The organism is Georgenia sp. M64 (assembly GCF_038049925.1).
Classification (GTDB): Bacteria; Actinomycetota; Actinomycetes; order Actinomycetales; family Actinomycetaceae; genus Georgenia.
Map to the genome: position 1 here is coordinate 1,893,013 of NZ_CP145809.1, position 12,529 is coordinate 1,905,541.

Below are 12,529 nucleotides of genomic sequence, written 5' to 3' on the forward strand. Positions count from 1 at the left end.
GGGTCAGGCGGGCGTCGGGCCGCCGAGGATGTCCGCGAGCCGGTAGCCGGCCGGCTCCTCGAGCTGGTCGTAGGTGCACGAGGCCGGGTCCCGGTCGGGCCGCCAGCGGCGGAACTGGGCGGTGTGGCGGAACCGGTCGCCCTCCATGTGGTCGTAGGCCACCTCGACGACGAGCTCGGGCCGCAGCGGCACGAACGACAGGTCCTTGGTGGCGTTCCACCGGCTGACGGCGCCGGGCATGCGCCGGTCCGTGTGCGCGGACTGGTCCGCCCAGGAGCCCCACGGGTGCTCGGCGAGGTCGACCTCGCGGTAGGGCGCGAGCTCGTCGAGCAGGCTCTTGCGCCGGGCCATGGGGAAGGACGCCGCCACACCGACGTGCTGGAGCCGCCCGTCGTCGGTGTACAGCCCCAGGAGCAACGAGCCGACGACGTCGCCGCTCTTGTGCCACCGGAACCCGGCGACGACGCAGTCGGCCGTGCGCAGGTGCTTGATCTTGAACATCGTCCGCTTGTTGGGCTCGTACGGCCGCTCGGGCGGCTTGACGACGACGCCGTCGAGCCCGGCACCCTCGAACCGGGTGAACCACTCCTGGGCCTGGGTGAGGTCCGCCGTCGCCGGGGTGACGAACACCGGCGCCGCGGCGTGGGCGAGGGCGCCGACGAGACGCTCGCGGCGCTCCCGGAAGGGCCGGCGCATGAGGTCCTCGTCGTCCACGGCGAGGAGGTCGAACGCGACGAAGGACGCTGGGGTCTGCTCGGCCAGCAGGCGCACCCGGCTGTCCGCCGGGTGGATGCGCTGCTGGAGCGCGTCGAAGTCGAGCCGGTCGTCCGCCACGACGACGATCTCGCCGTCGATGACGCACCGCTCGGGCGTGTTCGCCCGGATGGCCTCGACCAGCTCGGGGAAGTACCGGGTCATCGGCTTCTCGTTCCGGCTGCCGAGCACGACCTCGTCGCCGTCGCGGAAGACGATCGTGCGGAAGCCGTCCCACTTGGGCTCGGCGTGGCCGAGGTCGGGGATCTCCGGCACGGACTTGGCCAGCATCGGGGCGACGGGCGGCATGACAGGCAGGTCCATGGTGTGATCCTGCCCGCTCGGGGCGTGATGCGCCCCCGGCACCACCTCGCGCCGCGGACTCCGGCGATCTCGAGCGCCGCGGACTCCGGCCCCAAGCGCCGCGGACTCCGGCGATCTCGGCGGCGCGGCGCCGCCCGGTGGCAGGAACAGGTCGGCCCCGCGCCGGTGGCGAAACCGGGCGGGGCCTGGCGCTCACCTGTGGAAGAGGATCGCGTTGCGCACCAGCCTACCGCGCGCCGCCGGGCCGGCGCCCAGGCGGGCTCCCGGCGCCGTCGGGGCGCCGTCGGCGAGCCCCGTCGGGGCGCCGGTCGAGTTCCCGTGGCGGTGGTCCGCGTGCACCGGCCGGGTCAGCGCGCGGCGCCCTTCAAGGTGCCGGTGACCGGTCCTGCGGGGTCGACCAGGAGGCAGACGACCTCGCGGTCGTCGAACCCGTTCCACGACTCCTCGGTCGGGAAGTACGTTCCGAAGTCGAGGGTGGAGTCCTCGTAGGCCGCGCCGACGAACTCCGCGAAGGCGCCGTAGCAGCCCTCGTCCGCCGAGCCCATCACCGCCTCGTCGCCCGGGAACTCGCCGTCGGCGAGGTCGAACACCGCGTACACCTCGGAGTCGTGGGACTCGGCGCAGGGCACCACCTCGACCTGCGAGACCTCGACGACCTCCTCGGAGGCCTCGGCGCCGCCCTCGCTCACGCAGTCGCCGAGCGCCACGGAGAACGCGTCCACCGTGCCCGCGGTGGCGACGGCGCCGGTGTCGTCACGCACCGCGGTCGGGCCACAGCCGGTGAGGGTGAGGAGCAGGAGGGGAAGGACGATCGACGCAGGACGCTTCATCACGGTCGGGGCTCTCTGGGATACACGGCAGCAGGGACGGTCGTCCCCCTCGTTCCGGCGTGGCCGAGCCTAGGGGCAGCGCGACGACGGCAACGCCGGATCACGCGCGCACCTTGCGTGTGAGGTCCGTCACATCACGGCCGCGGACGCCACGCGGCGCGCGAGTCGCCTCAGTGGCGCTCGCGCGAGGGCTGGACCCGCTTGGGCTCCCCCGGCATCTTGGGGTACTCCGGCGGGTAGGGCATGTCCCCCAGCTCCGCCTCGTCCCGGGCGTACCACTCGAGCAGCGGCGTGAGGTCGTGGGCGACGTCGTCGATGCCCGCGTGGAGGTCGCCCCGTTCGGCGAAGCGGGCGGGCATGCTCAGGACCGTGAGGTCGCGCGGGTCGACGTCGGCCAGCTCGTCCCACGTCACCGGGGCGGAGACCGGCGCGTGCGCGAGCGGCCGGATGCTGTACGCGCTGGCGATCGTGCGGTCGCGGGCGTTCTGGTTGTAGTCGACGAAGATCGTCTCGCCGCGCTCCTCCTTCCACCACCTCGTGGTGACCTTCCCGGGCATGCGGCGCTCGAGCTCGCGGCCGAGGGCGATGGCCGCGTGACGCACGTCGGTGAAGGTCCACCGGGGGGCGATGCGCACGTAGATGTGCACGCCCCGGTTGCCGGAGGTCTTCGGGTAGCCCGTGATCCCCAGCTCCTCGAGCAGCTCCCGGGCGACGCCCGCGACGGCGACCGCGTCGGAGAAGTGGGTGCCGGGCTGGGGGTCGAGGTCGATCCGCAGCTCGTCGGGGTGGTCGACGTCGGAGCGCCGCACCGGCCACGGGTGGAAGGTGATCGTGCCCAGGTTCACGGCCCAGGCCACCGCGGCGAGCTCGGTGGGGCACAGCTCGTCGGCCGTGCGTCCGCTGGGGAAGGTGATCGTCGCCGTCTCGATCCAGTCCGGAACACCCTTGGTGGGGACCCGCTTCTGGAAGAAGGCGTCACCGTGCGGGTCCGCGCGCGTGGCCATCTTGACGTCGTCGCGGACGCCGTGCGGCCACCGCTCGAGGGTGACGGGCCGCTCGCCGAGGGCCCGCATGATCCCCTCCCCGACGCTCAGGTAGTACTCGACGAGCTGGAGCTTGGTGATGCCCGGTCCGGCGAAGTACACGCGGTCGGGGTTGGTCACGCGGACGGCGCGGCCGTCGACGTCGAGCTCGATCGCCGGGGTGGCTGCCATGTCGGCACGCTACCGCGCGGTCACCTCGGCGGCCCGCCGGTAGCGTGGCCGCCGTGATGATCTGGCGTGAGGGCGTGGTGCGGCGGCTCGGCAGGGCGTGGCCGGGCGCGGCCGAGCTGGAGGTGGAGGTCACCGACGGAGCGTCCGCGGCGGCGGGCGACCCGGTCGCGGCCACCGGTGTGCCGGCCACCGGTGTGCCGGCCACCGGTGTGCCGGCCGCCGGTGTGCCGGTCACCGCCGGGCCGGCAGGGCCGGTGCCGGCCGGCACGACCGTGCGGGCGCTCGCCTACCCGTCGCTCGTCGGCGAACCGGCACCGGGCGACCGCGTCCTGCTCTCGGCCGCGGCGCTGGCCCGCGGGCTGGGCACCGGCGGCTACGCCATGGTCGTCGCGCTGCCCGACCGGCTCCCCGCCGACCCGGCGCCGGGCCCAGGTCACCTCGTCAAGGCGCGGTACACCCCGCTGCAGACCCTCGTCCTCGGCGCCGACGAGCAGGAGTCCGAGCACCACGAGGTCCTGCGCGACGCCGACGACCTGGCCGGCCTGCCGGTCGTCGTGGCCGACCTGCACTCCGCGCTCCCGGCCGTGGTGGCCGGCGTCCGCGCCGCCTGGAGCGGCACGACCGCCCCGCGGGTCGTGTACGTCATGACGGACGGCGGGGCGTTGCCCGCGTGGTTCTCGCGCGCCCTCGCGGGGCTGCGGGAGGCGGGCTGGCTCGCCGGCTCGGTGACGGTCGGGCAGGCGTTCGGCGGAGACCTCGAGGCCGTCAGCCTCCACTCGGGCCTGCTCGCCGCCCGGCTCGTGCTGGCGGCCGACGTCGTCGTCGTCGCCCAGGGGCCGGGCAATCTCGGCACCGGGACCCGGTGGGGGTTCTCCGGGACCGTGTGCGGCGACGCCGTCAACGCCGTCGTCGCCCTCGGGGGGCAGGCGGTGGCGTCGCTGCGCGTCTCGGGCGCCGACCCGCGTGAGCGGCACCTCGGTGTCTCCCACCACTCGCTGACCGCGTACGGACGCGTCGCCCTCGCCCCGGCCGACGTCGTCGTCCCCCGGTTCGACGACGCCCTGGCCGCCGCGCTGCCCGGCCGGCTGGCCGAACGCATCGACGACCAGGTGGCCGGTCTCGTCGCGCCCGTGGGCATCCACCGGCTCGTCGAGGTGCCCACCGACGGGCTGCTCGAGGCGCTCGCGGGCTCTCCCGTGGCGCTCTCGACGATGGGACGCGGCCTCGACGCCGATCCCGCGGCGTTCGTCGCCGCCGCCGTCGCCGGGGTCCACGCGGCGCGGGTGGCTGGGCGTCCCGTGCGGTGAGTCAGCGGCCTCCGGTGGGGGTGGCTGGGCGTCCCGTGCGGTGAGTCAGCGGCCTCCGGTGGGGGTGGCTGGGCGTCCCGTGCGGTGAGTCAGCGGCCTCCGGGGCGGGTGGCTGGGCGTCCCGCGCGGTGAGTCAGCGGCCTCCGGTGCGGGTCAGCGGGTTCGGAGATCCTGGCTCACCCCGGGAGTTCCTGACTGACCGCGAAGGTCCTGACTCACCGCAAAGGGCGCGACGAGCGCGACGGGCGGAGCCGGCGGGCGGCGGACGTGCCGCCTGCTCAGTCGCGTGGCTCGTGCAGCGCGATGAGCGTGGCGAGGCGCCGGGCCTCGGCGTGGCCGTGCTCGCCGTCGGCCCGCTGGATCGCCATGACGGCGAGGGTCGAGCCGTCGGTGAGGTCGAGCTGGGCCCACGGGGTGCCGTCGCCGAAGCCGAGGGAGACGATCTCCGCCCACCCCACGTCGCGGGAGTGGATGAGGTTGCGCACGTGCAGGCCGTCCTCGTCCGGGCGCGCCGAGACCCCGCCCTGCCGGCTCAGGAACCAGCAGATCAGCACGGCCAGCGCCGCTGTCCCGGCGGCGTCCGCCGGGCCGTAGTCGACGCCCGCCGCCGGCAGCATGACGATGACCGCCAGGGCGCCGAGCACGGTCAGGGCGCCCAGCACCCACGAGACGCCCCGCGCGGCCCGGGGCCGGAACGGCCGGTGGAGCTCGGCGCGGTCCGCCATCAGATCCGGCAGGCGTGGATGGAGGTGGTGAGGATGGCGCGGGCGCCGACGTCGTAGAGGGAGTCCATGACCCTGTTGGTGTCCTCGCGGCGGACCATCGCCCGCACCGCCACCCACTCGCCGTTGTGCAGCGGCGAGACGGTCGGGGACTCCAGACCCGGGGTGATCGCGACCGCGGCCTCGACGTCGGTGACCCGCACGTCGTAGTCCATGAGCACGTACTGGCGGGCGACGAGCACGCCCTGGAGCCGGCGGTCCAGGACGCTGAGCCCGGCGGGCTCCTCGGCACCACCGTCGTGACGGATGAGGACCGCCTCCGAGCGCAGGATCGGCTCACCGAAGGTGGCCAGCCCCGCCGCACGCAGGGTGGAGCCGGTCTCGACGACGTCCGCGACGAGGTCGGCGATGCCCAGCTGGACCGAGGACTCCACCGCGCCGTCGAGGTGGACGACCTCCGCGTCGACGCCGTGGGCGGCGAGGTAGTCACCCACGAGGACGTCGTAGCTGGTGGCGACCCGCTTGCCGGCGACCTGCTCGAGGGAGGTGATCTCCCCGGCGGGTGCGGCGAAGCGGAACGTGGACCGGGCGAAGCCGAGGGGACGGTGCTCGATCGCCGCGGCACCGGAGTCGAGCAGGAGGTCGCGGCCGGTGATCCCGACGTCGACGGTGCCCGAGCCGACGTACACGGCGATGTCGCGGGGGCGCAGGAAGAAGAACTCGACGTCGTTGCCCGGGTCGGCCAGGACGAGCTCGCGCGAGTCGCGGCGCTGGCGGTAACCCGCCTCGCTGAGGATCTCGGCGGCGGGGGCGGACAGGGAGCCCTTGTTGGGCACGGCGATGCGCAGCACTGTTGCTCCGTAGGTTGGTTGTGGTCGGCCGGCTCAGAGGTGGCGGTAGACGTCCTGCAGGGTCAGGCCCCGCGCGATCATCATCACCTGGAGGTGGTACAGGAGCTGGCTGATCTCCTCGGCCGCGGCCTCGGCACCCTCGTGCTCGGCGGCCATCCACACCTCGGCAGCCTCCTCGACGACCTTCTTGCCGATGGTGTGGATCCCGGCGTCGAGCTCGGCCACGGTCCCCGAGCCCTCTGGACGGGTGGCAGCCTTGTGCTCGAGCTCGGCGAAGAGCTCCTCGAACGACTTCACGGACGCCAGCCTAGTTGCTCGCGGCGGGCAGGAACCGGTCGGTCCACGCCTGGGCCGGGTCGACCTCGGCCTCGAGCAGGCCCGCGTCGGTCAGCAGGGTGACCATCTCCTCCCACACGCCGGCCTCGTGGGCGCCCGGCTCGCCGGCGCCCTCGTAGAGCGGGACGGTGGCCTCGAGCGTGGCCAGGGCCGCCTGGCGCTGCTCGGCCCGGTCGAGGTCGGGGACGTGGGCGGCGGAGATCTCCACGGCGGCCTCGGGGTCCGCGGCGACGTCGGCGACCCCGCGCAGGCTCGCCTCGACGAACGCGGCGACCTCCTCGCCCCGTTCATCCGCCGTCGCCTCGAGGGTGCCCAGCGAGATGCCGACGAGGGGGACCTCGCCCTCGGCGATCTCGATGGTGCGCACGGGCGTGCCCGCCTCGGCGAAACGCACGGCGTCGTTGTTGACGAAGCCCATGACGGCGTCGACGTGCCCGCCGGTCAGGGCGGCCTGCTGGGTGAAGCCGATGTGCTCGACCGTGACGTCGTCCTCGGTCAGCCCGGCGTCCTGGAGGAGCGCGACGAGGCCGAAGTAGGTCTCCCCGAACGGTCCCGGGATGCCGACGGTGCGGCCGGCGAGGTCGGCGGCGGAGCGGATGTCGGAGTCGTCCGGGACGATGAGCGCGACGGGGTACTGCTGGTACAGGGTCGCGACGGACACCAGCGGCACCCCCTGGGAGCGCGCCTGGAGCATCTCGTCCCCGCCGGCGACGACGACGTCCTCCTCCCCGCCGCTGATCGCGGTGAACAGGCCCTCGCTCTGGCCGTGGTGGCGCAGGGTGACGTCCAGGCCTGCCTCCTCGTAGTACCCCTTCTCGGCCGCGACGTAGAAGGGCGCGAACTGGATGTCGGGGACGTAGGTGAGCCCGAGGGTCAGGGGGGCGGGCTCGGTGGCGGTCGTGGCGGGGTCGGTCGCGGCCGGAGCCGTGTCCGGCTCGGCCGCGCACGCGGCGAGGGTCAGGGCGGTGGCGGTGGCGGCCAGGAGGGCGAGCGGGCGGCGGGACATGGGGCTCCTCGGGTGCGGCGGTCCGGTGCGCGGACGCCGGGCGGTGTGCTGGTCGGGTGGGTGTCGGTTCGTGGGGTCTTGGGCTGGTGGCCGGGGGTGTGTGGTTCCGGCGGGTGGCGGTTCGGTGGGTCAGTCGGCCGTGCGGCGCTCGAGCGCGCCGAGGAGGCCGTAGATGGTCATGGCCAGGGCGCACAGGACGATGAGGGCGGAGAAGATGCCGGTGGTGTCGGCGGCGAGTCCGCGGGCGGACAGCAGCATCCCCAGGCCGTGCCCGCCCATGACGAACTCCCCCACGACCGCGCCGGTCACCGACAGGGTGAAGCCGTTGCGCACGCCGGTGAGGATCGACGGCCAGGCCAGGGGCAGCTCGACGTGGCGCAGGAGCGACCACGAGCCCGCGCCGTCCAGTCGCGCGGCGGCGACGACGTCGGGGTCGAGGGTGCGCAGGCCGAGGACGGTGGCGAGGAGGATCGGGAAGAACACCAGCAGCGCGCACAGCACGACGATCGGCAGGAGACCGTAGCCCAGCCACAGGACGAGGAGCGGGGCCAGCGCCACCGCGGGGATCGCCTGGGAGGCGGCGATGTACGGCTCGAGCGCCGCCGAGGCGTGCCGGCTGCGGAAGACGAGGTAACCCAGCGGCAGCGCGACCGCCGCCCCCAGCGCGCTGCCGAGGACGGCCTCGACGAGGGTGGGCAGGACGTACCGCGCCAGCCCGCCGGTGGTGAGGTCCTCCGCCAGGCGCTCGGCGACGGCCGTGGGGGCGGGCAGGAAGACGGCGGGGACCAGCCCCGTGCGCGCGACGGTCTCCCACACGACGACGAGCACCGCGCCGAGGACGAGCGCCGGCAGGACCCGGCGGCTTCCGGCGGCCCGCCGGCCGGCGCGGGCGGTGGCCGGTCCCGGGCTCGCCGGTGCGGTGCCGGCGGAGGCAGGAGCGACCGTGACCGCGCCCGTGGCGGACATGCCGGACCTGCCGGCTGAGGTGGCGCGGGGGCGCGAGAGCGCGGACGGCACGGCGACGGGCGACCGGTCGTGCGCCGGTCCGCCGGCCTGCAGGTTCGGCCGCGGGTCCTGCGACGGCGTCGCGGCGGCGGGTGCGCCGAGGTCGGTGCTCACGAAGTCCTCCCGGTCCTGGACGTGGACCGGGGCCGGACGGGTGACGGCGTGTGCCGTCGCCAGCCCTCGGCGTGCGCCGAGGGCGCACGCCGCGTGCATCCTCCCATCCGGACTTTCACCGTCGGTCCTGGAGTTCCACCAGGTCAACCGGGCACCCGAGGGTGCACGGCTCGCGGACTGTCACCGCCGGTTCGGACTCTCACCGACCCCGGAGCACGTAGCTTGCGCCTCGATGGTATCCCTTCCGCCCGGGTCGCGGGGTGCCGGGGCCGTGAGACGCCGCGCACGTGGGACGCCGCGCACGTGGGACGCCGCGCACCTGAGACGCGGCGGACCGGGGTCCCGCCCGGACGCGCCGTCGGGCATGCTGGGCGCGGTGCGGGCTCCTGCGCACCTGCACCGACCGGAGGACACCTCATGCGACCACTCCCCCTCGCGCCGGCGGCCGCGACGGTCGCGCTGGCGCTCGCGGCCTGTGCCGGCGGGGGCCAGGACGGTGCTCCGGCCACCACGGCCACCACGGCCACCGACGGCGACCCGGCCGCCGAGCTCACGGCGATCACCGTGGGGGTGCTGCCGATCGTCGACACCGCCCCCATCTGGCTGGGGGTCGAGGAGGGGATCTTCGCCGAGCACGGCCTCGACGTCGAGCTCGCCGTCGCGCAGGGCGGTGCCGCCGTGGTGCCGGCGGTCGTGGCCGGGGAGTACCAGTTCGGGTTCTCCAACGTCACCTCCCTCCTGCTCGCCGAGTCCCGGGGTCTGCCCCTGCGGCTCGTCGCGCCCGGCAGCTTCACCACGGGCGACCCGGACGCCGACATCGCGGCGGTGGTGACCCAGCCGGGAAGCGGCATCACCTCCCCCGCCGACCTCGCCGGGCGGACCGTCGCCGTGAACACCCTGGGCAACATCGGTGAGTCCACGGTCCGCAAGGTCGTCGAGGACGCCGGCGGCGACCCGGCGGCCGTGCGGTTCGTCGAGCTGGGTTTCCCCGACATGCCTGCCGCCGTCGCCGGTGATCAGGTCGACGCCGCCTGGGTGAACGAGCCGTTCCTCACCATCACCAGGGACCAGGGCGCGCAGGTCGTGAGCCACACCTTCGCGGCGGTCGATCCCGAGATGCTCATCGCCGCCTACTTCACCTCCGCGGAGTACGCCGCGTCCGACCCCGGGACGGTCGAGGCGTTCACCGCCGCGATGACCGAGGCGTCCGCCCGTGCGGCGGCGGACCCCGCCGCGGCGCGGGAGATCCTCGGCACCTACACCGAGATCGGCGACGACGTCGTCGCGCGCATGGTGGTGCCCCGCTACGCCGGGGAGGTCCCCGAGGACTCGGTCCGGCTCCTCGCAGACCTCGCGCTGCGCTACGGCCTCGTCGAGGACGAGATCGACGTCAGCGCGCTGCTGCGGTGAGGCCACTCGGGCCCGTGCACCGGACGGCGCTGGGACTGACGGGGGTGCTCGTCGTCGTCGCCCTGCTCGAGATCCTCCCCCGGACCGGCGCGGTGGACCCGCGGTTCCTGCCTCCCTCCACCGAGATCGCCGCCGCGCTCGCGGACCGGGCGGCGACGCCGGCGTTCTGGACCGCACTGGGGCAGACCCTCACCACGTGGTCGCTGGGCCTGGCGGTCGCCACGCTCGCCGGGGTCGTGCTCGGTGCGGTGATCGGCTCGGCCGGGTGGGTGCGCGCGGCCACGTCGTCGACGATCGAGTTCCTGCGTCCGATCCCGTCGGTGGCCCTCATCCCCCTGGTCGTCCTCCTCCACGGCACCGGCGTGGCCGCGACGTTGCTCCTCGTGGTCTACGCCGCCTTCTGGCCGGTGCTGCTGCAGATTCTCGCCGGCGTCGCCGACGTCGACCCCCTCACGCGCGAGACGGCCCGCGTGTACCGGTACCGGCGGCTCACGGTGGCCACCCACGTGGTGGGGCCGAGCGCCCTGCCGTACGTCGTCACCGGGTTCCGCCTGGCCGCCTCCGTGGCCCTGGTCCTCACCCTCACCGGGGAGCTGGTGGTCGGCACACCGGGCCTCGGCCGGCTGCTCGCCGTCGCCCAGCAGTCCGGCGCCGTGGCGCCGATGTACGCCCTCGTGGTCGTCACCGGCCTGCTGGGTGTGGCGGTCAACCTCGGGGTGCGCGCACTCGAGCGGAAGGTCCTGCGGTGGCACCCGTCGGTCCGTCGGGAGGTGGCGGCGTGACCGGGGGGCGAGGTGCCGGCACCGTGGTTGGCCGGACCGAGGGGGGTGGCACGCTGCGTGGCCGGGCCGGGGACGGCCGCACGGTGAGAGGCCGGGCGCGGCATGTCGCTGCCGGCGTCCTGCGGCGGGTGGGGGCCGCCGTCGCCCTGCCCGCCGTCCTCCTCACCGCGTGGTGGTTCGCCTCGGCGGGGAGCGAGTCGTTCTACGTCCCGCCGCTGGCGGTGATCGTCGACGCGTTCGCCCCCACGTGGTTCGAGGGCAGGCTCGTCACCGATGCCCTCCCGAGCCTCGCCCGGCTCATGGTCGGCTACGCGGCGGCGCTGGTCGTCGGGATCGCCGGCGGCGTTGCGATCGGGTCCTCCCCCGTGCTCCGGGCCCTGACCGAGCCGGTCCTGGAGTTCTTCCGGGCGATCCCCCCGCCGGTGATGATCCCCGTGGCGATGCTCTTCCTGGGCATCTTCACCCCCATGAAGGTGTTCGTCATCGCCACCGGGGCGCTGTGGCCGATCCTGCTCAACACGGTCGAGGGCGTGCGCGGTGTCGACGAGGTCCTCCGCGACACCGCCACGGTGTACCGGCTCCGTCGGCGCACGGCGCTGCGCACCCTCGTGCTACGGGCCGCGTCGCCGCAGATCATGATCGGCGCTCGGCAGGGGCTCTCGCTCGCCATCATCCTCATGGTCATCAGCGAGATGTTCGCCGCCAGCAACGGCCTGGGGTTCGCCGTCGTGCAGTTCCAGCGCTCGTTCGCCGTCCCCCAGATGTGGACCGGCATCATCGTGCTCGGCGTGCTCGGCGTGGTGCTGTCCGCGCTGCTGCGGGTGGTCGAGCGGCGTGTGCTGGCCTGGCACCGGGGGCTGCGGCGGACCGGCCGGGAGAGCCGCTGATGCCCGCGCGGCCGCCGGCGCCCGCTGAGCGAGGAGGGAACCGATGACCGCCGTGCCCGACCGCCGGCCCCCCGCCGGTGCGCCGATGCTGCGGGTCGAGGCCCTGCACAAGGTCTACGGGACCGGGGACGGCGGGGTGGAGGCCATCCGTGACCTCAGCTTCGAGGTCCGTGCCGGCGAGATGGTCTGTGTGGTCGGGCCCTCCGGCGCCGGCAAGACCACGCTCCTGCGGTGCCTCTCGGGCCTGCTCGAGCCGACGTCGGGTGAGGTGGTCCTCGAGGGGCGGCGCGTGCAGGGGCCACCGCCGGGGATGGCCATGGTCTTCCAGGACTACGCACGCTCGTTGTTCCCGTGGCTCACCGTCGAGCGCAACGTCGAGCTGCCGCTGCGGGAGAAGGGGGTGGGCCGGGCCGAACGGCGGCGACTGGTCGGCCAGTCGCTGGCGGCCGTGGGTCTCGCCGATGTGCCCACGGCCTACCCCTGGCAGCTGAGCGGCGGCATGCAGCAGCGGGTGGCCATCGCGCGGGCGGTGGCCTACGAGCCCCACATCCTGCTCATGGACGAGCCGTTCGCCGCCGTCGACGCCCAGACCCGCGCCGACCTGGAGGACCTCGTCCGCGAGCTCTGGCACCGTCTCGGCATCACCCTGGTCCTCGTCACCCACGACATCGACGAGGCCGTCTACCTCGGCCAGCGGGTGCTCGTCCTGTCCGGGCGGCCCACCGTCGTGCTGGCCGACGTGGCCGTCGACCTGCCGGACCGGCGCGACCAGCGCACCACCCGCAGCTCGGAGGAGTTCGCACGGCTCCGCGCCCGCGTCTACGACCTCGTCCAGCAGGCCCGCCGGCGTCCCCTGGACCCGTAGGCGCGTCCGCCTCCGCACGGGTCACCGGGCGGCGGTCGCGGTCCGTGAACCACGGTGGCCCTGCCGACTGAGGGCGCTGGGTCCACCCACGCACGAGGGCCGCCGCCTCGCGGCGGCGGCCCT

General features: G+C 74.7%; 13 protein-coding genes and 1 riboswitch. Of the genes, 5 read left to right on the top strand and 8 right to left on the bottom strand.

All coding sequences use genetic code 11. The annotated features are described in order from the left end of the window. Positions 1-3: 3 nt before the first annotated feature. From AAEM63_RS08620 to ligD, 3 genes are all read right to left on the bottom strand, one after another. On the bottom strand, positions 4-1,077 hold the full coding sequence (locus AAEM63_RS08620) for an ATP-dependent DNA ligase (RefSeq protein ID WP_341361126.1): 1,074 nt from the start codon (positions 1,075-1,077) through the stop codon (positions 4-6). Between the two features lie 347 nt (positions 1,078-1,424). Continuing rightward, complete coding sequence (locus AAEM63_RS08625; RefSeq protein ID WP_341361127.1) at positions 1,425-1,907, bottom strand: septum formation family protein; 483 nt, start codon at positions 1,905-1,907, stop codon at positions 1,425-1,427. Positions 1,908-2,077: 170 nt separating this feature from the next. Then, positions 2,078-3,121 (bottom strand): non-homologous end-joining DNA ligase, encoded by a 1,044-nt coding sequence (ligD, locus tag AAEM63_RS08630; protein ID WP_341361128.1) that lies wholly within the window; start codon positions 3,119-3,121, stop codon positions 2,078-2,080. A gap of 53 nt (positions 3,122-3,174) precedes the next feature. Here ligD and AAEM63_RS08635 point away from each other — a divergent pair, with 53 nt between their 5' ends. Then, positions 3,175-4,428, top strand: coding sequence for a DUF3866 family protein (locus tag AAEM63_RS08635; protein ID WP_341361129.1), 1,254 nt, complete (start codon positions 3,175-3,177; stop codon positions 4,426-4,428). A gap of 278 nt (positions 4,429-4,706) precedes the next feature. Here the strand turns inward: AAEM63_RS08635 and AAEM63_RS08640 are convergent, their stop codons facing one another. The 5 genes from AAEM63_RS08640 to AAEM63_RS08660 all read right to left on the bottom strand — a co-directional run bounded on the left by AAEM63_RS08640 (position 4,707) and on the right by AAEM63_RS08660 (position 8,462). Then, positions 4,707-5,153: a PH domain-containing protein gene (locus AAEM63_RS08640; protein ID WP_341361130.1), complete on the bottom strand. Its 447-nt coding sequence runs from the start codon at positions 5,151-5,153 to the stop codon at positions 4,707-4,709. Beyond that, positions 5,153-6,001, bottom strand: coding sequence for an ATP phosphoribosyltransferase (gene hisG, locus AAEM63_RS08645; protein WP_341361131.1), 849 nt, complete (start codon positions 5,999-6,001; stop codon positions 5,153-5,155). The genes AAEM63_RS08640 and hisG overlap by 1 nt, the downstream gene beginning before the upstream one ends. 33 nt (positions 6,002-6,034) lie before the next feature. Continuing rightward, complete coding sequence (locus tag AAEM63_RS08650) at positions 6,035-6,298, bottom strand: phosphoribosyl-ATP diphosphatase (protein ID WP_341361132.1); 264 nt, start codon at positions 6,296-6,298, stop codon at positions 6,035-6,037. Positions 6,299-6,308: 10 nt separating this feature from the next. Continuing rightward, a complete protein-coding gene (locus AAEM63_RS08655; RefSeq protein WP_341361133.1) occupies positions 6,309-7,343 on the bottom strand; it encodes an ABC transporter substrate-binding protein in 1,035 nt (344 codons plus the stop codon). 129 nt (positions 7,344-7,472) lie between these two features. Then, on the bottom strand, positions 7,473-8,462 hold the full coding sequence (locus tag AAEM63_RS08660) for an ABC transporter permease (RefSeq protein WP_341361134.1): 990 nt from the start codon (positions 8,460-8,462) through the stop codon (positions 7,473-7,475). Between the two features lie 90 nt (positions 8,463-8,552). Continuing rightward, a riboswitch (FMN riboswitch) is annotated at positions 8,553-8,682 on the bottom strand. 197 nt (positions 8,683-8,879) lie between these two features. Between AAEM63_RS08660 and AAEM63_RS08665 the strand changes: the two genes are divergently transcribed. The 4 genes from AAEM63_RS08665 to AAEM63_RS08680 are packed head-to-tail and all read left to right on the top strand — an operon-like array spanning position 8,880 to position 12,406. Continuing rightward, on the top strand, positions 8,880-9,872 hold the full coding sequence (locus tag AAEM63_RS08665) for an ABC transporter substrate-binding protein (protein ID WP_341361135.1): 993 nt from the start codon (positions 8,880-8,882) through the stop codon (positions 9,870-9,872). 14 nt (positions 9,873-9,886) lie between these two features. Continuing rightward, positions 9,887-10,654 (top strand): ABC transporter permease, encoded by a 768-nt coding sequence (locus tag AAEM63_RS08670; protein WP_341361136.1) that lies wholly within the window; start codon positions 9,887-9,889, stop codon positions 10,652-10,654. Between the two features lie 23 nt (positions 10,655-10,677). Continuing rightward, positions 10,678-11,541, top strand: coding sequence for an ABC transporter permease (locus AAEM63_RS08675; protein ID WP_341361137.1), 864 nt, complete (start codon positions 10,678-10,680; stop codon positions 11,539-11,541). A gap of 43 nt (positions 11,542-11,584) precedes the next feature. Next, positions 11,585-12,406 (top strand): ABC transporter ATP-binding protein, encoded by an 822-nt coding sequence (locus tag AAEM63_RS08680; RefSeq protein ID WP_341361138.1) that lies wholly within the window; start codon positions 11,585-11,587, stop codon positions 12,404-12,406. Positions 12,407-12,529: the final 123 nt, after the last annotated feature.

Excerpts from the sequence above, each read along its gene's own strand:
- AAEM63_RS08620 (WP_341361126.1), bottom strand. The coding sequence starts at position 1,077 with ATGGACCTGCCTGTCATGCCGCCCGTCGCCCCGATGCTGGCCAAGTCC.
- AAEM63_RS08625 (WP_341361127.1), bottom strand. The coding sequence starts at position 1,907 with ATGAAGCGTCCTGCGTCGATCGTCCTTCCCCTCCTGCTCCTCACCCTC.
- ligD (WP_341361128.1), bottom strand. The coding sequence starts at position 3,121 with ATGGCAGCCACCCCGGCGATCGAGCTCGACGTCGACGGCCGCGCCGTC.
- AAEM63_RS08640 (WP_341361130.1), bottom strand. The coding sequence starts at position 5,153 with ATGGCGGACCGCGCCGAGCTCCACCGGCCGTTCCGGCCCCGGGCCGCG.
- AAEM63_RS08655 (WP_341361133.1), bottom strand. The coding sequence starts at position 7,343 with ATGTCCCGCCGCCCGCTCGCCCTCCTGGCCGCCACCGCCACCGCCCTG.
- AAEM63_RS08665 (WP_341361135.1), top strand. The coding sequence starts at position 8,880 with ATGCGACCACTCCCCCTCGCGCCGGCGGCCGCGACGGTCGCGCTGGCG.
- AAEM63_RS08680 (WP_341361138.1), top strand. The coding sequence starts at position 11,585 with ATGACCGCCGTGCCCGACCGCCGGCCCCCCGCCGGTGCGCCGATGCTG.